A 21,445-nucleotide genomic window follows, 5' to 3' on the forward strand; every position below is an offset into this window, starting at 1 on the left:
AGCTATATAGGTATCTGCGGGTCTAGCTGGCCGCCGGACAGCAATGCACCTCGACCTTGGATCGGAAGCCTGATGCCCACCTGGAACACAACCCCGAGCAGCAACTGACCCCCTGCGCGGCGCGCTCGTCGTGCACCGCATCTCGGGTGATGCCGCGGCCGGCAGCCGGGAGACCTTGGCCCCGGACCCCGGCGTCCCGGGATCGTTGCCCTGATCTCGCCCAGGGTGGTTGACGCGGACAATTCATCCGAGGCGAGGGGAAGTGCACCGCACGGCGCTTATCCTCAATCAGCAGGTCGGGCCGCTGAAGCGGATGCTTCAGCGGAGACGGTTCGCGGCGGACATCTCAGCGGGGTCCGTCGGCCGCCGTTCGCGTCGCTTCATGGCGGCCCGGCGCCGCGCTGACCGGCGGAGCTGCTCACGCTCTAGGTACCACTCCACCGCGAGAAGCGCGAGAACCCAGCCGAGCCAGACATCCACCCCGGTCCAGACCTGCATGAGGAGTTCTTCGTTGCCACCGAATGTGGTGTTGAGTTGCGGCTTGAAGATCCACCCGAGCGGAATCCCGAGGAACTGGTTCAGCACGTTCGACGCGGTCAACGCGAAGCTGCGCAACATCCACCGGCGGTGGTCGTCGATCCGGCCCTGTCGGGCGAGGACGAGCCCGTAGCCCGTGAAGGCCAGCCACAGAAGAGACGAGAGGATGTCGCTGGAGACGGTGAACGGGCTGTAGGGCCAGTACGCCGAGATGACCAGAACCGAACCCGCTGCGGGAAGGATGCCGGCAAAGACGTAGATCCGGCCGGAGCGCACATGTAGGCGCGGGTAGCGAACGCGTAGGCCCGGCCAGACCTGTAGGACGCCGGTGAGAATGGCCAACGTGCAGGCCGCCACGTGGACCATCAGTGTGGGGAAGTACCACGGGTGCTCCGCGGGCGAGAGGCGACCGATGTGCGGATTGAAAGCGTAGAAGCGTGCCCAGATGGGGATCAGGCTGATGGCAAGCGCGGCCACGAGCGCCCCGAAGGCGAGGCCAGGCCCGCGACGCCGCCGGTCGCGGGGGCGGCTGGAACGCTGATGGTCCCCGCGTTCGCCGGCGCTGTCAGAGGGGTCGGCGACTGGCGATTCGGTGGCGTGTGACATGCGTCCAGGATGGCCGGATCGGATGGCGGGGACGTATCCCTTCTTCCTGTGACACCGTCCAGCAGTCCGCAGTCATGCAGCGCGGCGGACCGGGTCGCCGTCCGGGACCAGGCGGGCGGCAGACGCAGGCGTTCGACGGCGGCTGTCCGCGTTAGCGCGCCGGCTTCCGGCGACGTACGACGGTGCAGGGCAGCGACGCGAAGCCGCGCTGGTGCGGCGAGTGGATCAGCCGGGCGTTGTCCATGTCGATCTCGTATTCGGACACGAGCGCACCGACCTCCTCGAGTGCGACGGTGATCTCGAGCAGTGCGAGCGCGGCACCCAGGCAGAAGTGCGGACCGCGACCGAAGCTGATCATCTGGCTTGTGTCGCGCTCCAGGTCGAAGCTGTCAGGTCGGGGAAACACCCTCCGGTCCCGGTTGGCGGACGCGGGCAGCAGCGCGACGCGCGCGCCCTCGGGGAGCCGGGTGCCGTGGATGACGGTCTCCCGGGTCAGCGCCCTGGCCATCATCTGGCTGGGCGAGTCGTACCGCAGCGTCTCGTTGCCCCAGGCCGTGGCTCGCCCGTTCAGGCCGGCGCGCTGCACCTCGGGGAACCGCCAGCCGTAGTACCAGGCCAGTCCGAGAAGTTTACCCGTCGACTCGTTGGTCGCACTGACGAGAAGGAAGAGAAAGGCGACGATCTGCGCGTCGGTGAGCGGCCGACCGTCCACCCGCGCCTGGATCATGGCTGACGTGAGGTCGTCGCCGGGGTGCTTTCGTAGGCGGCCGATCAGGTCGACGTAGTACACGGCGAGCCGGAATCCCGCGGCGACCGCCTCGCCGGATCTCTCATCGGTGCCGTCCTCGCACTCGTTCAGTCGATCGTTGTCGGCCCGGATCCAGTCCCGGTCGGCGGCGGGTATCCCCACCAACTCGCACATCACGTCGTTGGGCAACGCCGCCGCGAAGTCGGCCGCGAAGTCGAACGTCGTGCACTCCAGGGCCGACGCCAACCTCGCGCGGGCCAGCTCCCGGACCCGGGTCTCCATCGACTCGACCCAGCGCGGCTTGAAGGTGTTCCCGAGCAGTCGGCGCATCTGGCCGTGCTGCGGGGGATCCATGGCGAGGAAGAAGCTCGTCTTGACCGCCTGCGGTCCCCACAGATCGTGCTCCAACGAAATGCCGTTGCGGCTGGAGAAGAGGGTGGGGTCGCGCAACGCGGAGAGCACGTCGTCGTACCGGGACAACGCCCAGAAGTCACGCCGCTCGTTGCGATAGACCGGCGCGTGCTCCCGCATCCACGCGTAGGTGGGATAGGGGTCCTCGTGCATCCGGTAGGAGAACGGGTCGTAGCCGGGGGGCGCTGCCTCTGCCGCGGCGGCAGGCGCGGGATGTGCATCCATCAACTGATCTCCAGTACGACGGTGGTGTCCGGCCCGTTCTCAGGAACGGTAGGGCCAGGTCGCGGATCCCGTCGTGTCCCGTGAAGCGGGGGTGTCCGCGGGGCGCCGCTCAGGCGGCCGGTGCCGGCTGCCCCTGCTTCGAGTGACACGACCGTTGGTGGCCGGCACCGTACGTTCACACCTGAACGGACATCGACGGGACGAGGTGGCGTGGATATCCAGGACCGGGTCGACGGCGTGCCGCCGGCAGGCGGTTACGACCCGTTCGACTACCGGGTGCAGGAGGACCCGCATCCCGTCTACGCGTGGATGCGCGAGCACGCGCCGGTCTACCGCAACGAGCAGCGCGACTTCTGGGCGTTGTCCCGGTACGACGACGTGCTCTCCGCGCTGCGCAACCCCGCTCTGTTCTCCAACCGCAACGGCATCGCCCTCGAGCGCGAGCTCTGGGGACCCGAGGCGGTCAAGACGAGCTTCTTCCTCGCCATGGATCCGCCGCAGCACGGCTGGTACCGCAACCTGGTGTCGTCCGCGTTCACTCCCCGCCGGATCGCCGCGATGGAGCCGCGCATCCGTGAGCTCGTACGCGGGCGACTGGAGCCGCTTCGCGACGAGGTCACGTTCGACTTCACCGCGGACTTCGCCGCCGCGCTGCCGAACGACGTCCTCTGCGAGATGCTCGGGATCCCCGCCGCCGACTGGGACCAGATCCGGGTCGACACCGACGACCTGAACCATCGCGAGAACGGATCGAGCGGGCGGAGCCGGCTGTCCACGCTCGCCGCCTTGCGGCTCGCCGCCTACTTCGTCGGGCTGGTCAAGGAGTTGCGCCGCCGACCGGGTGACGACCTGACGTCCGACATGATCCGGGCCGAGGTCCACGGGGCGAAGCTGACCGACAGTCAGATCGTCGCCTTCCTGTTCGTGATGATCGGCGCCGGCAACGAATCGACCGGCAAGACGCTCGGCAACGCCTGGTACCAGGGTTGGGTCCATCCGCAGGTCCAGCGGGAGGGACTGGACGGACGGGCCGAGGAATGGGCGAGCGAGACCCTCCGGTACGACTCGTCGAGCCAGATGATGGCGCGCCTGCTCACCGAGGACACGGTGCTCCACGGGGTGCGGTTGCCGGCGGGCGCGCGGGTGGCGATCCTGCCGGCCTCGGCGAACCGGGACGCGCGGGTGTTCCCCGAGCCGGACCGCTACGACCTGAACCGAGACACGAGGCGGATCATCAGCTTCGGGCACGGACCGCATCACTGCCTCGGCGCCGCGCTGGCCCGCCTGGAGATGAGGATCGCGCTGGAGGAGATCGGCGCGCTGGTCTCGAGCTACGAGATCGACGTGGCCAACGCCCGGCGCTCCCACTCGCCACACCAGCGCGGGTTCGCGTCACTGCCGTGCGAGGTGCGCCGACGCAAGCGCGGAGGTCGCCGGCATGACCCGGACAGCGTGACCAGCGCGCCGAGGACCACCCCGGGTATCCCGGCCCGGCCTGGGGAAGGACAGCGGGCCTAGCGCGCCTCGATCGTCCGAAGGTCGCGGATGGCGAAGCGGTGGTGCTCACACTCCTCCTGCATGACCACGCCGAGGCACTCGCCGACCGTCCGCCGTTCCGCCGGGTAACCCGGCGCCGGTGGGCGCGTGCACTCCCGACCCAGTTCCTCGTCGGTGAGGTCGTCAACGAGCCCACGCATCAACGCCATCCGGTCGGCGCGCACCTTCACCACCTCCGCCAGTGACGGACGCGCGCCGTGGTCGATGCCGAGCCCGGCCGCGTCGGCCGGCGCGTAGGCGGTCTGGGTGACGCCGAGCCGGTGGTACGGCATGGGCTCGTCGAGGACGGTACGGCGCGCCCAGGCGTCGGTGATGAACACGAGATGACGCAGCGTCTCGACGAAGGACCACTCCTCGTCGACGCGCTCGTGCAGCGCCGACTCCGGCAGCCGCTCGGCCCGGGCGAGGGTCTCCGACCAGAGGCGTTCCACCACGTCCCACATCGCACGGTGGTCGTCAGCCGTGCGCATCTGCCGGAGCCGGACCCGCTCGGGATGCCGGCGGTCGAGCTCGGCCGCCACGAACGCGGTGACGTCGACACCGTTGACGACGAGGTTCTCGACATGGCCCGACACATCGACGTCGACCAGCCAACCGTCGACGATCTTGACCTTGCTCATGTCGCAGTCGACGAACCGTGCGCCGGTGAGGTCGGCGACCGTGAAGCGTGCCTTCCGGTAGGCGGCGTTGTTCCCGTCGTCGTGCCAACCGGCTGACCACCGGTGTGGTCCGTACTGTGCGGTCATCACATCATTGTGCGTGATCTTCCGGGCTTCCGACGGATCCGACGCGGCGGGACCGGAAGTGGCGTCGGCCGCGTACGTAACCGTCCGACAACTGCCGCCGTCTACGCTCCACCCGTTCCTGACGACCGTGGTCAGCAGATCAGGGAGAAGGTGGTGTCATGGCGACCGCCGTCATCAATCTGGACGATCTCGATCTGTTCGTGTCCGGTGACCCGTACGCCGCGTGGGCCTGGTTGCGGGAGAACGAGCCGGTCTACTGGAACGCCAGCGCCACCGGCGGATACTGGGCGCTGACCAGGTACGCGGACGTGAACGCGGTCTATCTGGACCCGGTGACGTTCTCGTCCCGGAACGGCACCGTGCTCGGCGGTTCGTACCGGAGCGCGACCGACACCGCGTCGCAGCAGATGCTCATCTGCTCCGACCCGCCTGCGCACCGGCAGCTGCGCCAGCACGTCCACAAGGCGTTCGGGCCGCGGATGATGGAGCGGGCCGGGCATCAGGTGCGGACGTACCTCAACGACGCGCTCGACCGTCTCAGCGCCGACGGCGGCGGTGACTTCGCCGTGGACATCGCCCCCCGGCTCCCCGCCGGACTGCTCACCGCCATGTTCGACATCGGTCTCGACGACGCCCTGCACCTGCTTCGGCTCACCCGCATTATGATCGGCTATCGGGACGAGGAGTACGCCGGCGACAGCGGGGAGTCGATGACCCTGGCCGGCGCCCAGGTGGAGATCTTCGACTTCCTGGCCACCCTGCTCGACCAGCGGCGCCGCGACCCGGGTGAGGACCTGATCAGTATCCTGCTGGCGGCGCGGACCAACGGCCGTGAGCTGTCGGAGAGCCAGATCCTCTACAACGCGCTGAACGTGGCGGTGGGTGGCGACGAGACCACCCCCTTCACCGCGTCGGCCATCGTGGAGACGCTGATCCGGCATCCGGACGAGGAACGCCGGCTGCACGCCGACCCCAGCCTGCTCGGCACCGCGGTGGAGGAGCTGTTCCGGTGGACCTCGACCAACGCGTACGTGTGCCGGACCACGACCAGGGACGTGACGGTGCGGGGCGTCAGGATCCCGGCGGGGGAGACACTCACCCTGTGGAACGCTTCGGCCAACCGGGACGAGGAGCAGTTCCCGCGTGCGGACCGGCTCGACCTCGGCCGTACCCCGAACCACCACGTCGCGTTCGGCGTCGCCAACCACCGGTGCATCGGCATGGGCGCGGCCCGCATGGAGATCAACCTGCTGATGCAGGAGCTGCTGGGGCGGGGCCTGCGGTTCGAGCTGTCCGGTCCGATCGAACGGCTGCGGTCGAACTTCATGCTCGGCGTCAAGCATCTGCCCGTCGCGCTCGCGACGCGGCGGTGACGGCGCTCAGGCCGGGGTCCGCAGCAGCGAGGCGTGCCCGGTCGGATGGAGTTCCCGCTGCCAGACCCGGGCGTCGATGGGGTGGCCGGTGAACTCGCCGCCGATCGCCCGCGCGTAGAGCCGTTGGGTGGTGGGGTCCGGCGCCGTCTGCAGGTGGTCCCGCAGCCGGTGCGCACACAGGCCGTACCAGCGTCGAACCTGCGTGAGCTGACCGAGGTGCGCGTGGACCAGCATCAACAGCCGGTACGCCTCCTCGTGGAAGGGCTCGACCTCGAGCATCCGTTGGCACCACCTGATCACGCCGACGTGGTCGCGGCGCAGGATCGTCGTCTCGGTCAGGAAGGCCAGGGCGCACAGCAGCCGGCTGCGCAGCCACTCCCGGTGGGCGGCCGCCCACTCGTAGGCCACATCCGGCAGGAAGTCCCCGTGGTAGGCCCAGGCCGCCTGCCGGTAGTGACGCGCCGCCGCCGCCCGGTCGTTCCGGAGCTGCGCCGCGTGCGCCGTGTCGACGTGGTGGATGAAGGTCTCGAAGTCGACCTCCACGCCCTCGACCTCGAGCAGATATCCCGGGCCCCGGGTGAGCAGGCGCAACGTCGGTGCCTCCGCCGGGCGGCGCTCGCCCTGCGGCTGTTCCAGCACATTCCTGAGCATGTGAGCGGCGACCTTCAGCGAGCTCGATCCGCCGGACCAGGGCACGCCCGGCCACAACGATTCGTAGAGCATGTCGCGGGAGACGATCCGCCCGGGCCGGAGCAGGAGGAACTGCAGCAGGTTGCGCGCCTTTCCCGCCTGCCAACGCTGCACCGGACGGTCGTCGAAGGCGAGTTCGAAGGTGCCGAAGGTGCTGACGGATATCCGGGAGCTCCGCGTCGCCACGCGCACGGCCTGTTTTCCTTCCACGGCATTCCCTCGTCCGGACCACCAGTACTCGGCTCGACGCTACCGGCGGGCCCCGGACCGGCGATGTCACATGAAGGAGGGGCGGAGGGAGCACCGAGGTCAGTTGACCGGGCGTCCGGCGCCTGCATAACCGGAATGGAACCCGGTCCGGATACCGTTCCCGCCCTGGCACCCGGTGGCACGCTGGATCCCTCAGCCGCGGCGGCCTCTTCGCCGACCCGACCACCGCAGTCGTACGAGAGGTGGGGCTCAATGGATCGTCACGGTCTCGACTGCGTGGTGATCGGCTACAACGAGGGAGACTTCGAGGACTACCGGGTCATGTGCGAGCGGGCCGGCCCCAGCAGCCCGGAGTACCAGATCATGCGCTCCGAACATCTGGTCGTGGACGGGCAGGCGATGCCGTGGCTGGACGCCTTCAGCCGGCTGCGGAGCCGGGCGACCGGCCGCAACGACCGCTACCACGTCGGCGAGGTGTTCAACCTCGCGGCGCTCTACCTCACCAGCTACCTGCGCAAACACGGGCTGAGGGCGGAACCGGTCTCGCTGTTCAGCAGCGAGCAGGACCGGGTCGCGGCATTGCTCGCCGAGCAGCCCGCGGTGGTGGTCGTCACCACCACGTTCTACGTCAACATCCTGCCGGTGGTGCCGGTCGTCGAGCACATCCGGAAGGTGTCGCCGTCGAGCCACATCGTCATCGGCGGCCCTCTCGTCGACAACCTTCTGCGATCGGGACTGACCGAGACCGTCCAGGACCTGTTCTTCGCCATGGGCGCGGACACCTACATCCAGGAGTCGCAGGGCGAGCGGAGCCTGGCCCAGTTGTGCCGTGCCCTGCGTGACGGCGGCGACCTCGCCGCCGTGGACAACCTGTTCCACTGCCCGGACGGCGAATGGGTCCGCACCAGGCGGCGCCCGGAGAACAACGACCTCGACCAGTGCTCGATCGACTGGGCCCGCTTCCCGCCCGAACTCATCGGCGAGACGGCCCAGCTGCGAACCGCCCGCAGCTGCGCGTTCAAGTGCAGCTTCTGCGACTACCCGACCCGAGCCGGTGCGCTGACCACCGCGTCGGTCGAGACGGTACGGGACGAGCTGAGGGCGCTCGCCGGGCTCGGCGTCCGCAACGTGGTCTTCGTGGACGACACCTTCAACGTGCCGCCGAAGCGCTTCAAGCAGCTCTGCGAGATGATGATCGAGGAGGACCTCGGGCTGAGCTGGTACTCCTACTTCCGGTGCTCCAACGTGCGCGACGAGGAGGCCTTCGACCTGGCCGCCCGCAGCGGCTGCGCCGGCGTCTTCCTCGGCATCGAGTCGGGCGACGCCGACGTGCTGGCCAACATGCACAAGCTGGCACAGGACAGCCAGTACCGCACCGGCATCGCCTCGCTCAAGGAGCGAGGCATCACCACCTTCGCCTCGATCATCGTCGGCTTCCCCGGCGAAACCGAGAAGACGGTGCAGAACACCATCGACTTCCTCAACGAGACCGCTCCCGACCTGTGGCGGGCGCAGGCCTGGTGGGCCAACCCCCGATCCCCGGTCTACCAGCAGAAGGACCTGCTCGGCATCGAGGGCGAGGGCTACAGCTGGTCGCACTTCACCATGACGTCGGCGGAGGCCGCCGCCCTCACCGACCGGATGTTCGACCAGGTGACGGAGTCGGTGTGGCTACCGCTGTACGACTTCGACTTCTGGTCGCTGCCGTACCTCGCCGGCAAGGGTGTCGGCGTGCCGGAGCTGACCGGCCTGCTGCGCACCAGCCAGGAACTGATGCGGGCACGCAACCGTGGCGGCGACCCGGTCGGGCTGGCCGCACTCGAACAGCGGTTCGCCGACGAGGTGGCCGGACTGCGCATGGAGCCCGCCAAGTTTCGCTACTGACGGCCCGGCGTCGACCGCACGGTGACCCACCGTCCATCTACGAAAGGGCATGCTTCCATGGCGTTGCTCGCGTCGGCGTCGACGCCCACCCCGGCACCGGACCGGACGGATGCCGACTGGCGGTCCGTCGTCAGCCGCTTCGAGCAGGTGGTCGCGGCGCACCCGGACCGTCCGGCGCTGGTGTTCGGCAGCACCGTACTCACCTTCGGCGAGCTCGCCCGACGTAGCGCCGCCGTGGACGACGGGCTCCGGAGCCGCGGCGTGGGGACCGAATCCCTCGTCGGCCTGCTGCTCCCACGCGGCGTCGACCTCGTGGTGGCGCTGCTCGGCGTGCTGCGCAGCGGCGCCGGCTACCTGCCCCTGGATCCGACCCTGCCCGCTGCCCGGCTGAGGTACATCTGCGACCGTGGCGACGTCACCCTGGTGCTCTCCGACGCCGGCAGCCGGCGCCGCCTACCGGCCGCGTCCGCGAGACGGATCCTGACGGTCGACACCTGCGCGCGGGCCGTCACCGGCGGCGCACCGGACCGGGCGGAGATCCGCCCTGCCCACCGTGCCTACGTGATCTACACCTCGGGATCGACCGGCCATCCCAAGGGGGTCGAGGTCACGCACGGGTCGTTGGCCTCGCTGGTGGACGCCCTGGCGCCGGTCGTCGGACCGGCCCCGGCACGGGTCGGTTGGAACGCCAGCCCGTCCTTCGACGCCTCGGTGCAGCAGTGGTCGCGGCTCTGCCGCGGGGACACCGTCGTCCTCGTCGGTGACGAGGTGCGCGCCGACCCCGAGGCGATGGCGACGCTCATCGCCGAACAGCGGCTCGACGAACTCGACATCACGCCGTCGCATCTGGTGTCGCTCCTCGAGCATCTGCCGGTGGAGAACCGGGACCGGCCGCTGCGGCTGCTGGTCGGCGGGGAGGCCGTCCCGGCGGGACTCTGGGGACGGCTGGCGGAGCTCAACGCGGCCGGCGTGCTGGCGCCGATCAACCTCTACGGCCCCACCGAATGCACGGTGGACGCGACGTACGCCCGGATCGACGGGTCCGGCGGGCCGCACCTGGGTGCGCCGCTGGCCGGCGTCCAGGTCCACCTGCTCGACGACCGGTTGGAGCCGGTGCCTCCCGGCGGCGACGGCGAGTTGTACGTCGCCGGCACCGGAGTGAGTCGCGGGTACCTCGGACAGCCCGGACTGACGGCGCAGCGGTTCGTCCCGGATATCGTCGCCGGGGACGGCCGTCGCATGTACCGCACCGGCGACCGCGCGCGGATCGGGCCGGAGGGCCGGCTGGAGTACCTCGGCCGCCGCGACGACCAGGTGAAGCTGCGCGGCTACCGGATCGAGCTGGGCGAGATCGAGGCGGTGCTGGGCCGCTGCCCGGGGGTGGCGCAGGCGGTCGCCGTGGCGAGTACGGACCTGCCGGGCGGCGAGGGTCTGGTCGGCTACTGCCGGCTCGACCGGGACGCGGAGGGCCGACCTGTCCCGTTCGACGCCGAGGCGGTGCGGCGGGTCGTCGGCCAGCACCTGCCCGACTACATGATGCCGTCGGTGCTGGTCGAGATCGACCGCTTCCCGCTGACCCGCAACGGCAAGATCGATCGTGCGGCCCTCCCCCCACCGGTTCGGCCGGAACGTGAGGAGGGCCAGGAGACCACCCCACGGAGCCCGACCGAACGCCTGCTCGCCGAGGCGTGGTGCGCCGTACTCGGCGTCGACCGGGTGGGCGTCGACGACAACTTCTTCGACATCGGTGGGCAGTCACTGCTCGCGATCCGGCTGGTGGCGCTGCTGCGCCGCCGTACCGGCCGGTCCGTCCCGCTGGTCACGGTGTTCAAGCACCCGGTGCTGCGGCAGCTTGCCGCGTATCTCGACGACGCGTAGCAGCCACTCGCGGTGGCCGCCCGGGGGCTCAACCGGCCTTCAGCATCACCGGCAGGTTGCAGGTGCCGCCGAGGAAGTTGGAGTAGACGCGCCGGGGGCTGCCGGTCACCTCGATCTCCGCGACCAGGTCCCGCAGGGCGGTCAGCGTCGCCGCGAGCTGGATGCGACCCAGCCGCGCGCCGACGCAGAAGTGCGGCCCGTACGCGAACGTCAGGTGCCGGTTCGGCGCCCGGTCGAGGAGGAACCGCTCCGGTCGGTCGAACTCCCGCTCGTCGAAGTTGGCCGACGAGAGCCAGGCCGTGACGATCTGGTCCTCGCCGATCCGTCCGCCCCCGATCGCGACCGGCTCCGTGGCCAGCCGGCCGAGGTGCCGCGACGGCGTGGTCCAGCGCAGCACCTCCTCGACCGCGGTGTCGACGCTGACCTCACCGTTCCTGAGCGCGCGCCACTGCGCCGGGTTCTCGGTCAGCGCCAGCACCGCCCCGGTCATCGCCAAGCGGGTGGTCTCGTCGCCGCCGAGGATCAGGCTGTAGCAGTTGAAGACGACCACGTCGGTGCTGAGCCGGCGACCCTTGACGCGGGCGTTGGCGAGAATGCTCACCAGATCGTCCCCGGGAGCGTGCCGACGTTGCTCGGTGAGCTCGATGAAGTAGGCGAGGATCTCGTTCTTCGAACTCCACGCGTCGGTGGTGGTGTGCGCCGGCACGTGCGAGCTGACCGAGGAGGAGCCGAGACGGTGGACGTACGCCCGATCCTCCTCCGGCACCGCGAGCAGGTCGCAGATGGTGGCGAGCGGCACCTGCGCGGCCACGTCGTCGCCGAAGTCGCAGTGCTGCTGCTCCACCACCCGCCGGACGAGCTGCCGCACCTGCTCGGTGATCCGCTGCTCCAGCCGATCCAGGACCTCTTGGGTCAACGCGCCGGCGATGAGGCGTCGTACCTCCGTGTGGCGCGGCCCGTCGGTCACCGCGAGCATCTTCCCCGTCGCCGAGTCGCCGCCCACGAGCAGGGTCTCCAGCACGTTGCCCTGGGTCGAGGTGAATCTCTGGTCGCGCAGGACCGTGGCGGCGTCGGCGTGCCGAGTCACCACCCAGAAGCCAGGCGTGTCGCCCCTCGGCGGGTGCCGGTAGAGCGGCTGCTCGGCGCGCAGGCGCCGCCACACCGCGGTGAGGTCCCACTCGGCGTGGACGGCGGGCGAGGTCAGATCCAGCGACTCCAGCTGGTCCGGGTCGAGCATGGGCAGCTGGGTCACGGGCACCCCTTCGCTGTCGCATCCGCTGCTGGCGGGCCGCCGACGAACATGCTCGACTATCCCGCGGCCCGGTTATCGGGTGGTTACGGGTCCTGCGTGCATAACCGGCGCCTAACCTCGCACCGCTAGCGTCTCGGCAGTTGACACCCGGGAGGGCACGTGCGCCAACCGTCCACGCGCTGGCTGCTGCAGGAGCCGTCGTCCGGAGCCAGACCGCTGCTGTTCTGTTTTCCGTACGCGGGCTCGGGCGCGTCGTCGCTGCGACGATGGCCGGGCCGGATCGGCGAGATCGAGGTACACCCCGTGCAGCTGCCTGGCCGCGAGAACCGGATCAGGGAAGAGCCGTACCGCGACTTCGAGACCTTCGCGCGGGACGCGGTGCGGGCGCTCGGCCCGTACCTCGACCGACCGTACGCGGTGATCGGCCACTGCATGGGCGCGCTGCTCGCGCACGCCTTCACCAGTCACGCCCAGGAGGTGGGTGCGCCGCTGCCCGAGCGGCTGTTCGTCTCCGCGTCCCTTGTGCCGGCCCGCGGCTTCTACGGGTTGTACCACCCCTGGATGTCCGACCGCCGGATCGCTCAGGAGCTGCAGCGCGTCTCGACCGAACTCGGCGACGGGGCGCTGCCGGAGGAACTCGTCTCGCTGGCCGCCCGGGTGCTGCGTGGGGACGTGCAGACGTGCCTGGACCACGCGCCACCGGCGAAGTGGCTCGGCGTGCCGATCAGCGCCATCGGTTGGGACGGCGACCTGGACGTCGGCCGCGACGATCTCTCCGAGTGGCGGCAGTACGGCGAGACCACGGAGTACGTCCTGCCCGGGGACCCGCTGAGCTTCCTGGCGGCACCGAGTGGCTTGAGGAAGATCGTCGAGGACGACTTCGAGTGCTGACCGACGAGACCGAAGAGGTGAGTCCCATGGCCACATCGACAGACCCTCCGGCGACCCTTCCCGAGTTGCTGGCCAGGACCGTCAGGCGCCATCCGGACCTGACCGCGGTCAGCGACCAGGAGACCGAGCTGACGTACGCGCAGCTGGCCGACCGGGTCGAGGTCGTGGCGGCTCAGCTGGTCCGGCTCGGCGTGACCGCCGAGGACCGCGTCGGCATCTACCTGCCGCGCGGGGTCGGCGCCGTCGTGGTGGTGCTCGGGGTGCTGCGCGCCGGCGCCGCGTACGTGCCGATCGACGTCAGCTACCCCAACCTGCGTCGGGACGAGATGGTGAAGGCCGCCGGGCTGCGACTGCTAATCACCGAGCCGGGCCGGGCCCGGCGCCTCACCTCCCTGCCGGTGGAGGTCGCCGAGCTCGACTGGCGGACCCCGGAGCCGGGTGCCGTGGCCCCGGCGCGGGTCGGGCCGGACAGCGCCGCGTGCGTGCTGTTCACCTCCGGTTCCACCGGCCAGCCCAAGGGTGTCGTGCTCGAGCACCGGCAGATGGCGGCGTTCGCCGAGGATCCGGTGATACCCGTCGTCGGCCCGGGCGACCGCGTCGCGCAGTCGTCGAACCTGTCGTTCGACACCTTCACCTTCGAGCTGTTCCGCAGCGTGGCCGGTGGTGCCCAACTGGTGGTGATGCCCGCCATCGCCGACCTGATCGGCGCCGATCTGCAGCGGCAGCTCCGGCGCCACCGCATCACCGCGATGCTGGCACCGGCGATCGCGCTGAACCACGTCGCCCGACACGACCGGGAGGCCTTCGCCTCCCTGCGGGTGCTCTGCTCCGGCGGGGACGTCCTGCTCGCGGACACCTGCCGCCAGCTGCGCGACGGCGGGTTCACCGGGCAGCTGTGGAACCTGTACGGCCCGACCGAGGCGACCGTGGCGTGCTCGGGTCAGCCCATCGAAGAACTGCCCGACCAGTGCGTCCGGGTGCCGATCGGGCAGTCGCTCGACTTCGCGCGGCTGTACGTGTTGGACGACACGCTGGCCCCGGTGCCGCCGGGCGAGCCGGGGGAGCTGTACGTCGGGGGCGCCGGTGTCGGACGCGGTTATCTGGACCTGCCGGGCCTGACCGCGCAGCGGTTCGTCGCCGACCCGTTCGCGAGCGACGGCGGCCGGATGTACGCCACCGGCGACCGGGTACGGACCGATCCCGGCGGGGCCCTGGAATACCTCGGCCGGGTCGACAGCCAGGTGAAGGTCTCCGGGCACCGGGTCGAGCCCGCGGAGGTGGAGCGGGCCCTGTACCAGCATCCGCAGGTGCGCGAGGTCGCGGTCACCGGGGTCGGGGAGGCGGGCGACCTGCGTCTGCTGGCGTTCGTCATCCCGGCGGTCGAAGAACTCTCCCCGGCCGAGATGCGGGCCTTCCTGAGCGAGCGCCTGCCCGCCCCGTACGTGCCGGCCGAGTTCGTCGTCCTGGACGCGATGCCGCTGGACGCGCACGGCAAACGGGACTGGGCGCAGCTTCGCGAGATGGCCGCCGACCGGTCCCGCCGGCGCCGCGCGTACGAGGCGCCGCGCAGCGAGACCGAGCGCTACCTCGTGCGGCTGTGGGAGGAACTGCTGCGGGTCGAGGCGATCGGGGTGCACGACGACTTCTTCGGACTCGGCGGTCACTCGCTGCTCGCCGCCCGGGGCCGGATGCGGATCCAGCGTGACCTGCGGACCAACCTGCCGCCCCAGGTCGTGTTCGAGAACAGCGTGGTCGAGGACCTGGCACGAGTGATCGACAGCGCTCGCTGACCGGCCCGGCACGCCGACGGTAGCGGCGCTGTCCGGCCTGTCTACCGCGCCTGGTCCTCGTGGTGACCGGCCCGCCTGGGCTCGGCGACACGGCGGCCCAGCGACACCGCCCCGGCCGCGTCCCGATCATCGATCGGGGCGCGGCCGGGGCTGATCGCCTGAACCGGCGGTGCGGTCACTGGTCGGCGGCCCGCTCCCGGGTCTCGACGATCAACTGCGCCAGCTCGTCGACGGTGGGGGCAGCCAACACGTCCACCAGGGACACCGGTGCGTCGAACTCCTCGCGGATCCGGGTGGCGAGCTGGGTCGCCAGGATGGAGGAGCCGCCCAGCGCGAAGAACTCGTCGTGGACTCCGACCCGGTCGACTCCGAGGAGTTCCTGCATGATCTCGGCCAGCCGGCGCTCCATCGGCGTCCGTGGTTCCGCGTGACCGTTGTCCTGCCCGCTCGGCTCGCCGGGGAGCGGCAGGACACTCAGGTCGTAGTCACCGGCCGGCGTGAGCGGCAGCTCCGGCAGCACGAAGACATGTTCGGGGATGAGGTAGTCGGGCAGTTGTCCGGCAAGGTGGCGCCGGATCCTGGCGGTGCTGACCGCCGGATCCGGTCCGGTGACATAGCCGAGCAGCGTTGCCCGGCCGTCGGCGCCGACGTGTGCGGTGACGACCGCGCCGAGGACGTCCGGCACGGTGTACAGCGCGGCCAGCGTCTCGACCGGGTCGACCGGGAGGCCGACGCCGATGCTCGCCTCGGTCTGACTCATCGCGGCGCTCCTCCCGTCGTGACCTTCGAGCCGTAGTCCTGACGCAGCTTCCCGACGTATTCGAGGGTGCCGTCGGACCAGCGGCGCGCGAGGTCGCCGGTGCGGTGCTCGCCGAGCCAGATCTCGGCGACCTCGCCGACCGCGGCGGGCAGCCCGGTCGGGAGCCGGAGCCGCGCCGCCGCGCCGTCGGGCTCCGTGCCCAGGGGGACCCTCGCCGGTGCGGCGTCGATCCGCCAGTCGTCCGGAGCCACGTACGCCGCGAGCGGCCGGCCGTCCCGGCCTCCGCGGTATACGCCGACGAACCGGCAGGTCGGCGACATCCGGCGCAGCGCCTCGATGTCCCGGGAGATGAGCTCCCCGGTGTTCTCCACCAACGCGTACCGCAGGCAGGAGAGCTCCGGCCGGGGGCCGCGGGCAGCCATGGCCCGCAGCACCGGCTGGGTGAGGCAGACCACGGTGATGGAGTTGGCCGCCAGCCATCCGACGAGGGCGTCGACGTCACCGGCGAGCGGACGCTCAGGGACGACCAGCGTCGCGCCGGCGTGGAACGCGCTGTCTGCCGTGGACAGCAGCTGGCCAGCGGTGCCGGAGAGGACGGCGAGACGGTCGCCGGCATGCAGACCGAGCCGTTCCACCGCCCAGCCCGCAGCGTCGTCGGGTGACGGCGCCGCGCCGCGTCGCACCGGTGACGGGTCGTCCCGGTCGGCCGGGTCGGTGTGGAGGTCGCGCAGGTCGACCACCCCGTCCGGGACCGGGTCCGTCGGGTCCGGGTCCGCCACGGTCCCGGCGTCGTCGGAGGGTCGTGCCGGCGGTTCCACCACGGTGAACTCGACTCCCGCCCGGGCGCAGCCGAGCGCCGTCGCGACGAAGGTGGCGGTGGGTCGGCGCACGAGGCGCAGCGGCCCCGCGCCGGGGGTGTTCCGCTCGGCGACGATCTCCGCGGCCCGGTCGACCGCTCGGCTGAGCCGGGCGTAGCTCCACTCGCCGTCCCGGTCGATCATGGCGATCCGATCGGGACGGCTGCTCGCGTGCCGCTCGACCGACGAGTGCGGCGTCGGCCCGGGAGAGGTCGTACGACCGGCGTCCACGCCGGCGGGCTCCAGCGGGTACTCGAGGATGCCCTTGGTGGTGTCGACGCCGACGGCGCAGAGCATCGCGCGCAGGTGTTCGAGCAGGGCGTCCATCATCGCGTCCGGGTAACGCTCGGCGTCGAACTCGAGCCGTAGCCCCAGCGCGCCCTTGAATTCCTGGGCGGTGAACACCAGGTCGAAGCTGCTGAGCAGCTTGGGCAGGTCCATCAGTTCGAGGGAGACGTCACCGAACTGGTCGACCGGCGGCAGCTCGAACACGTTCAGGACCACCTGGAACAGCGGTGTGCGGCGTGGGTCCCGGGGTACCTGCAGCTCCTTCACCAGCACGTCGAACGGCGCGTCGGAGTGGGCGTGGCCGTCCAGGGCGACCCGGCGTACCCGCCGCAAAAGCTCGGTGAAGGTCGGCTCACCGGACAGGTCGACGCGAAGCGGCATGGTGTTGATGAACACGCCGATGAGGTTCTCGAGCGCCACGTCCGTCCGGCCGCTGACCGACGTCCCGATGACGAGGTCGGGTTGGCCGGACCAGCGGCGCAGCACGGTCGCCAGGCACGCCAGCACCACCATGAACGGCGTGACTCCGTGCCGCCGGCACAGTTCGTGCAGGGCGGCCGTCTCGCTCTCCGTCAGGGTGGACCGGGTGCGGCCACCACCGGCACCCGGGGACCGCTGGGTGTCCGGCATGGTCAGCGCGGGCGGAGCGCCGGCCAGGTGGTGGCGCCAGTAGTCCACCTTGCGGGCGAGCGTCTCGCCGGAGTGGTGCCGGCGCTGCCACACCGCGAAGTCGCGGTACTGGACCGGTAGCTCCGGAAGGCCGGCCCGGGCCGGGTCGCCGCCGGCCGCGTAGAGCGCCGACAGCTCACCGGCGAACAGGCCGATCGACCAGTTGTCCGAGACGATGTGGTGGGTCATGATGTTGAGCAGATGCTCGGTGTCGCTCAGCTTCACCAACAGGCACCGGAACAGCGGTCCCTCAGCGAGGTCGAACGCGGTGCTCGTCTGCTCGTCCATCAACTGCTGAGCGATCTCCGCGCCGTTCTCCCGCCCGCTCAGATCCAGGATCTCCAGACGCCAGTCCGCCACGTCGTCCACGACCGTGACGGGTCTGCCGTCCACCACCGGAAATCTCGTCCGCAGGATCTCGTGGCGCTCGAGGATCGCCCGGATGCTCTTCTCGAGCACGTCGAGCGCGAGCGGACCGATCATGCGTCGACGCCCGCCGACGTGGTAGGCGGTGCGGGGCCGTAGCTGGTGTTCCAACCAGAGGCGTTCCTGGTCGAACGAGAGCACCGGCTCCGCGTCCGCGGGCCGGGGCCGGATGGTGTTGCCCGGGTCGGCCCGGTGCGCGGCCTGGGCCAGCAGCGCGATGGTGGGGTGTTCGAAGAAGTCCAGCGGGGAGAGACCGATGCCCTGGTCCTGGGCCCTGGCCACGACCTGGATCGCCTGGATCGAGTCGCCGCCGAGGTCGAAGAAGTTGTCGTGGATGCCGACCTGCTCGACGCCGACGACGGCAGCCACGATCTCGGCCAGCTGCCGCTGCAGCGGCGTGCGCGGCGGGACGTAGTCCTCCGCCAACTCGGGTCGGACGCCGTCAGGCGCGGGGAGGCGGTCCCGGTCCACCTTGCCGTTGGCGTTCAGCGGCAGGGCGTCCAGCGTGACGAAAGCCGACGGGACCATGTACGAGGGCAGGTCCTGCTCGAGGAACTGACGGAGCTCACCGAGGTTCGGCGGGGCCGCCGACCCGTGCGGCACCAGGTACGCCACCAGCCGCCGGTCGCCCGGGGTGGGCTCGTAGAGCGTCACGGTCGACTCGGCGACCTGCGGGTGCCTGCTGAGCACCGACTCGATCTCCGCAGGCTCCACCCGGAATCCCCGGATCTTGATCTGCGTGTCGACCCGGGAGATGAACTCGAGGTTGCCGTCGGGACGCTGCCGCACCAGGTCACCGGTGCGGTACAGCCGCTGCCCCGGCCTCGTCGGATCGGGGTCGGCGACGAAGCGCTGCGCGGACAGTCCGGGCCGGCTCAGGTAACCGCGGGCCAGGCTCGGCCCGGCGATGTAGAGCTCGCCGCTGGCGCCCGTCGGCACGGGCCGCAGCCGACGGTCGAGGATACGCAGCTCGGCCGAGGGCAGCGGGGTGCCGATCGGGAAGTTCGGCCAGTGGTGCACCGGGTCGTCGGGGTCGAGCCGGAAGAAGGTCGAGCTGACGGTGGTCTCGGTCAGGCCGTACACGTGCGCCAACGGCACGGCCAGCCGTCGCCACATGGCCAGCCGCTCGGGCAGAACGCGCTCGCCGCCGATGATGACCAGCCGGAGGCTGGGCGCCAGCTTCCGGTTCTGACGGTCCAGCTCGCGGGTCCACTCGTGCCAGTACGCGGTGGGCAGTTCGATCACGGTCAACCGCTCGCGGTCGATCAGGTCGGCGAGGTCGTCCTCCCCGCTGATCAGGTGCTGCGTGGGAATGACCACCGCGCCGCCGGCGAGCCAGGTCGGGAACAGCTCCTCGGCCAGCACGTCGAACCCCGGTGAGGCGAACTGGAGGAACCGGTCGCCGGCACCGAGACCGAGCCGGTCGACGACGTCCCGCGCGAACGTCGCCAGGGAATGGTGCTCGATCATCGCTCCCTTGGGCCGGCCGGTGGAGCCGGAGGTGTACACCACGTACGCCAGCGAAGCTGGATCGGGCGGGTCCGGCAGGTCGAGGTCGGCCTCGTCGGTGGCGTCACCCGCCGCGCCGGACGCACCGTCGAGCAGCACCGTCCCGTCCGACGGGACGGGGCCGGTCCCGGCCAGGCGAGCCGCCAGCCGTTCCTGGGTCACCAGCACGCGCGCGTCCGCGTCGGTGAGCATGAACGCCATCCGGTCCGGCGGGTACGTGGGATCCAACGGGACGTACGCTCCGCCCGCCTTGAGCACACCGAGGATCGCCACGGCCAGCTGCGGCGAACGGTCCACCAGGATGCCGACCCGGGTGTCCCGGCCCACCCCCCTGGCCCGCAGGTCCCGGGCCAGCCGGTTGGCCTCCCGGTTCAGGGTGGCGTAGCTCGTCGCGACCCCGTCACAGACCACCGCGGGGGAGTGCGGGGCCAGCGCGACCCGGCGCTGGAACAGCTCGACGAAGCCCGGCTCCGCGGAGCGCGACCCGGTGGTCGCCACCCGCGTCGCCGGAGCCGGGCCCACGGCGAGGTCGACCTGCCCGACGGTGGTCTCGGGGGCGGAGACGAGCTGGCGCAACACCCGGTCGAACTGCTCGGCGAACACCACGACGGTGTCCTCGTCGAACATCTCGGTCATGTAGACCCACTGCAACTGCAGTGTCCCGGCGCTCGGGTTGGCGTCCAGCGTGAGCGGTGCCGCCGCCACGTTGACCTCGATCGGCTCCTCGGTGATGCGCAGTCCCGGGACCTCCAGGGTGCGCTCCGGCGTGCGGACGTCGATCCACATGTGGGACATCGACGTCCGGGACGCCTCATGTCCGAGGTCGAGCTGCTCGAGCAGGCGGTCCATGGGCAGGTCCTGGTGGTCGTACGCGGTGAGCACCGTGTCGTGGGCCTGTCGCACGACCGCACGCAGCGACTGCCCGTCCGCCAGCCGCATCCGCAGCGGCAGGGCGGTGACGAAGCAGCCGATGAGCCGCTCGACCTCGGCCCGGCCACGCCCCGAGACGAGCTCACCGATGACGAGATCCTCCTGCCCCAGGTACCGGTAGAGCAGCACTGAGCACGCAGCGAGCAGCACCACGCCGAGCGACGCCTTCTCGCGCTCGCAGAAGCGGCGGAGGTCGTCGGCGAGGTCGGGCGGCAGGTCCACGATGTGAGCTGCCCCGGAGTACGTCGGCCGGGCCGGGAACGGCCGGTCACTCGGGAGCGTCAGCGCCCCCGGGATGCCGTCGAGGGTCTGCCGCCAGTGCTCCACCTCGGCGGCCATCCGCTTCTCTCCCACCTCCCGCTGCCAGGCGGCGAAGTCGCCGTACTGGATCTCCAGCGGGGGCAGGGCAGGACCGCCGCCGTTGTGTTTCGTGAGGTACAGGGCCGCGAACTCCTGAACCAGGATCGCCACCGACACCAGGTCGGCGGCGGCGTGGTCGGTGATGATCAGGACGACGTGGTTGTCCTCGCCCATCCGCAGGATGAAGGTCCGCAGACGGATGGGCTCCGACGGAGCGAACGGCCGTACCACTTCGGCGTTCCAGTGCCGGAGGAACTCCTCACGCTGCTGCTCGGGCGCCAGGTGCATCAGGTCGACCATGGGCGTCGGAACCGGCGCGACCGCGTGCACCACCTGCACCCGCGCGCCGTCCGGTTGCAGTTCGATCGTGGAGCGCAGCACCTCGTGCCGTCCGGCGATCTCGGAGAGCACCTCGCTGAGCAGGCTCAGGTCCAGGTTTCCCTCGACGCGGAACGCGCCGGGGATGTTGTTGGCGGGCCGGAACTTCGCGATGGCCCACTCCCGTTCCTGCTGAAACGCCAGTGGCGTGGCACGGGAGCGGTCGCGTGGCCTGATCCGGTCGTCCGACTCGGTGCCACGCGCCGCCGCCCGGTCCGCGAGCCGCCGCTCCAGCAGTTCCCTCTGCTCCGGCGACAGCGCGGCAATGCGGCGTTGCAGGTCAGTCATGTGGTCACCACCATCCCTGCGTCAACACGCAGTAGTCGTTCGGAACAGGGCCCGGCGCGGGCCGGGCAGCGGCAGATCCCGGGCTGTCCGCCCCGAGGCGTAACCGGGTCCGGGACCAGGCGAACACGTGTCCACGTCCGAATGTCCATCCCGTCTGCGGTCGCTGGAGACGGCCCCGACTG

Annotated in this window: 13 protein-coding genes; 6 read left to right on the top strand and 7 right to left on the bottom strand. The window is 70.8% G+C overall.

Annotation, left to right across the window (positions count from 1 at the left end; translation table 11 throughout):
- Positions 1-318: 318 nt before the first annotated feature.
- Together GA0070622_RS13320 and GA0070622_RS13325 are read right to left on the bottom strand one after the other, a co-directional pair.
- Positions 319-1,143: a DUF2306 domain-containing protein gene (locus GA0070622_RS13320; RefSeq protein WP_091573588.1), complete on the bottom strand. Its 825-nt coding sequence runs from the start codon at positions 1,141-1,143 to the stop codon at positions 319-321.
- A 151-nt stretch (positions 1,144-1,294) separates the two neighbouring features.
- A complete protein-coding gene (locus tag GA0070622_RS13325) occupies positions 1,295-2,527 on the bottom strand; it encodes a cytochrome P450 (protein ID WP_091573589.1) in 1,233 nt (410 codons plus the stop codon).
- A 210-nt stretch (positions 2,528-2,737) separates the two neighbouring features.
- Between GA0070622_RS13325 and GA0070622_RS13330 the strand changes: the two genes are divergently transcribed.
- Complete coding sequence (locus GA0070622_RS13330) at positions 2,738-4,045, top strand: cytochrome P450 (protein WP_218060574.1); 1,308 nt, start codon at positions 2,738-2,740, stop codon at positions 4,043-4,045.
- On the opposite strand, the gene GA0070622_RS13335 is transcribed toward GA0070622_RS13330, so the two are convergent.
- Complete coding sequence (locus GA0070622_RS13335) at positions 4,042-4,830, bottom strand: DinB family protein (RefSeq protein WP_091573590.1); 789 nt, start codon at positions 4,828-4,830, stop codon at positions 4,042-4,044. The two genes, GA0070622_RS13330 and GA0070622_RS13335, sit on opposite strands and share 4 nt — an antisense overlap.
- Positions 4,831-4,988: 158 nt before the next feature.
- Here GA0070622_RS13335 and GA0070622_RS13340 point away from each other — a divergent pair, with 158 nt between their 5' ends.
- Complete coding sequence (locus GA0070622_RS13340; RefSeq protein WP_091573591.1) at positions 4,989-6,203, top strand: cytochrome P450; 1,215 nt, start codon at positions 4,989-4,991, stop codon at positions 6,201-6,203.
- A gap of 6 nt (positions 6,204-6,209) precedes the next feature.
- On the opposite strand, the gene GA0070622_RS13345 is transcribed toward GA0070622_RS13340, so the two are convergent.
- Positions 6,210-7,079 (bottom strand): AfsR/SARP family transcriptional regulator, encoded by an 870-nt coding sequence (locus tag GA0070622_RS13345; RefSeq protein WP_176710463.1) that lies wholly within the window; start codon positions 7,077-7,079, stop codon positions 6,210-6,212.
- Between the two features lie 276 nt (positions 7,080-7,355).
- Between GA0070622_RS13345 and GA0070622_RS13350 the strand changes: the two genes are divergently transcribed.
- Both GA0070622_RS13350 and GA0070622_RS13355 read left to right on the top strand, forming a co-directional pair.
- Entirely contained in the window at positions 7,356-8,987 is a 1,632-nt protein-coding gene (locus tag GA0070622_RS13350; protein WP_091573593.1) for a PhpK family radical SAM P-methyltransferase, read from the top strand.
- Positions 8,988-9,044: 57 nt separating this feature from the next.
- Positions 9,045-10,865, top strand: a complete 1,821-nt coding sequence (locus tag GA0070622_RS13355) for a non-ribosomal peptide synthetase (protein ID WP_091573594.1) — start codon at positions 9,045-9,047, stop codon at positions 10,863-10,865.
- 28 nt (positions 10,866-10,893) lie between these two features.
- Here the strand turns inward: GA0070622_RS13355 and GA0070622_RS13360 are convergent, their stop codons facing one another.
- Positions 10,894-12,117 carry a cytochrome P450 gene (locus GA0070622_RS13360; RefSeq protein WP_245666227.1) on the bottom strand — a complete coding sequence of 408 codons (1,224 nt, stop codon included), beginning with the start codon at positions 12,115-12,117 and terminating at the stop codon, positions 10,894-10,896.
- Between the two features lie 159 nt (positions 12,118-12,276).
- On the opposite strand from GA0070622_RS13360, the gene GA0070622_RS13365 reads away from it, so the two are divergent.
- Together GA0070622_RS13365 and GA0070622_RS13370 are read left to right on the top strand one after the other, a co-directional pair.
- The gene (locus GA0070622_RS13365) at positions 12,277-13,008 is read left to right on the top strand and encodes a thioesterase II family protein (protein ID WP_091573595.1); all 732 of its coding nucleotides are present in this window, start codon (positions 12,277-12,279) and stop codon (positions 13,006-13,008) included.
- A gap of 26 nt (positions 13,009-13,034) precedes the next feature.
- Entirely contained in the window at positions 13,035-14,798 is a 1,764-nt protein-coding gene (locus GA0070622_RS13370; RefSeq protein ID WP_091577315.1) for a non-ribosomal peptide synthetase, read from the top strand.
- Between the two features lie 175 nt (positions 14,799-14,973).
- Here the strand turns inward: GA0070622_RS13370 and GA0070622_RS32525 are convergent, their stop codons facing one another.
- Positions 14,974-15,558 (bottom strand): phosphopantetheine-binding protein, encoded by a 585-nt coding sequence (locus GA0070622_RS32525; RefSeq protein ID WP_176710465.1) that lies wholly within the window; start codon positions 15,556-15,558, stop codon positions 14,974-14,976.
- The gene (locus GA0070622_RS13385; protein WP_091573596.1) at positions 15,555-21,263 is read right to left on the bottom strand and encodes a non-ribosomal peptide synthetase; all 5,709 of its coding nucleotides are present in this window, start codon (positions 21,261-21,263) and stop codon (positions 15,555-15,557) included. The genes GA0070622_RS32525 and GA0070622_RS13385 overlap by 4 nt, the downstream gene beginning before the upstream one ends.
- Positions 21,264-21,445 lie beyond the last annotated feature (182 nt).

The organism is Micromonospora sediminicola, from assembly GCF_900089585.1.
Classification (GTDB): Bacteria; Actinomycetota; Actinomycetes; order Mycobacteriales; family Micromonosporaceae; genus Micromonospora; species Micromonospora sediminicola.

Excerpts from the sequence above, each read along its gene's own strand:
- GA0070622_RS13320 (WP_091573588.1), bottom strand. The coding sequence starts at position 1,143 with ATGTCACACGCCACCGAATCGCCAGTCGCCGACCCCTCTGACAGCGCC.
- GA0070622_RS13325 (WP_091573589.1), bottom strand. The coding sequence starts at position 2,527 with ATGGATGCACATCCCGCGCCTGCCGCCGCGGCAGAGGCAGCGCCCCCC.
- GA0070622_RS13335 (WP_091573590.1), bottom strand. The coding sequence starts at position 4,830 with ATGACCGCACAGTACGGACCACACCGGTGGTCAGCCGGTTGGCACGAC.
- GA0070622_RS13340 (WP_091573591.1), top strand. The coding sequence starts at position 4,989 with ATGGCGACCGCCGTCATCAATCTGGACGATCTCGATCTGTTCGTGTCC.
- GA0070622_RS13350 (WP_091573593.1), top strand. The coding sequence starts at position 7,356 with ATGGATCGTCACGGTCTCGACTGCGTGGTGATCGGCTACAACGAGGGA.
- GA0070622_RS13355 (WP_091573594.1), top strand. The coding sequence starts at position 9,045 with ATGGCGTTGCTCGCGTCGGCGTCGACGCCCACCCCGGCACCGGACCGG.
- GA0070622_RS13370 (WP_091577315.1), top strand. The coding sequence starts at position 13,035 with ATGGCCACATCGACAGACCCTCCGGCGACCCTTCCCGAGTTGCTGGCC.
- GA0070622_RS32525 (WP_176710465.1), bottom strand. The coding sequence starts at position 15,558 with ATGAGTCAGACCGAGGCGAGCATCGGCGTCGGCCTCCCGGTCGACCCG.
- GA0070622_RS13385 (WP_091573596.1), bottom strand. The coding sequence starts at position 21,263 with ATGACTGACCTGCAACGCCGCATTGCCGCGCTGTCGCCGGAGCAGAGG.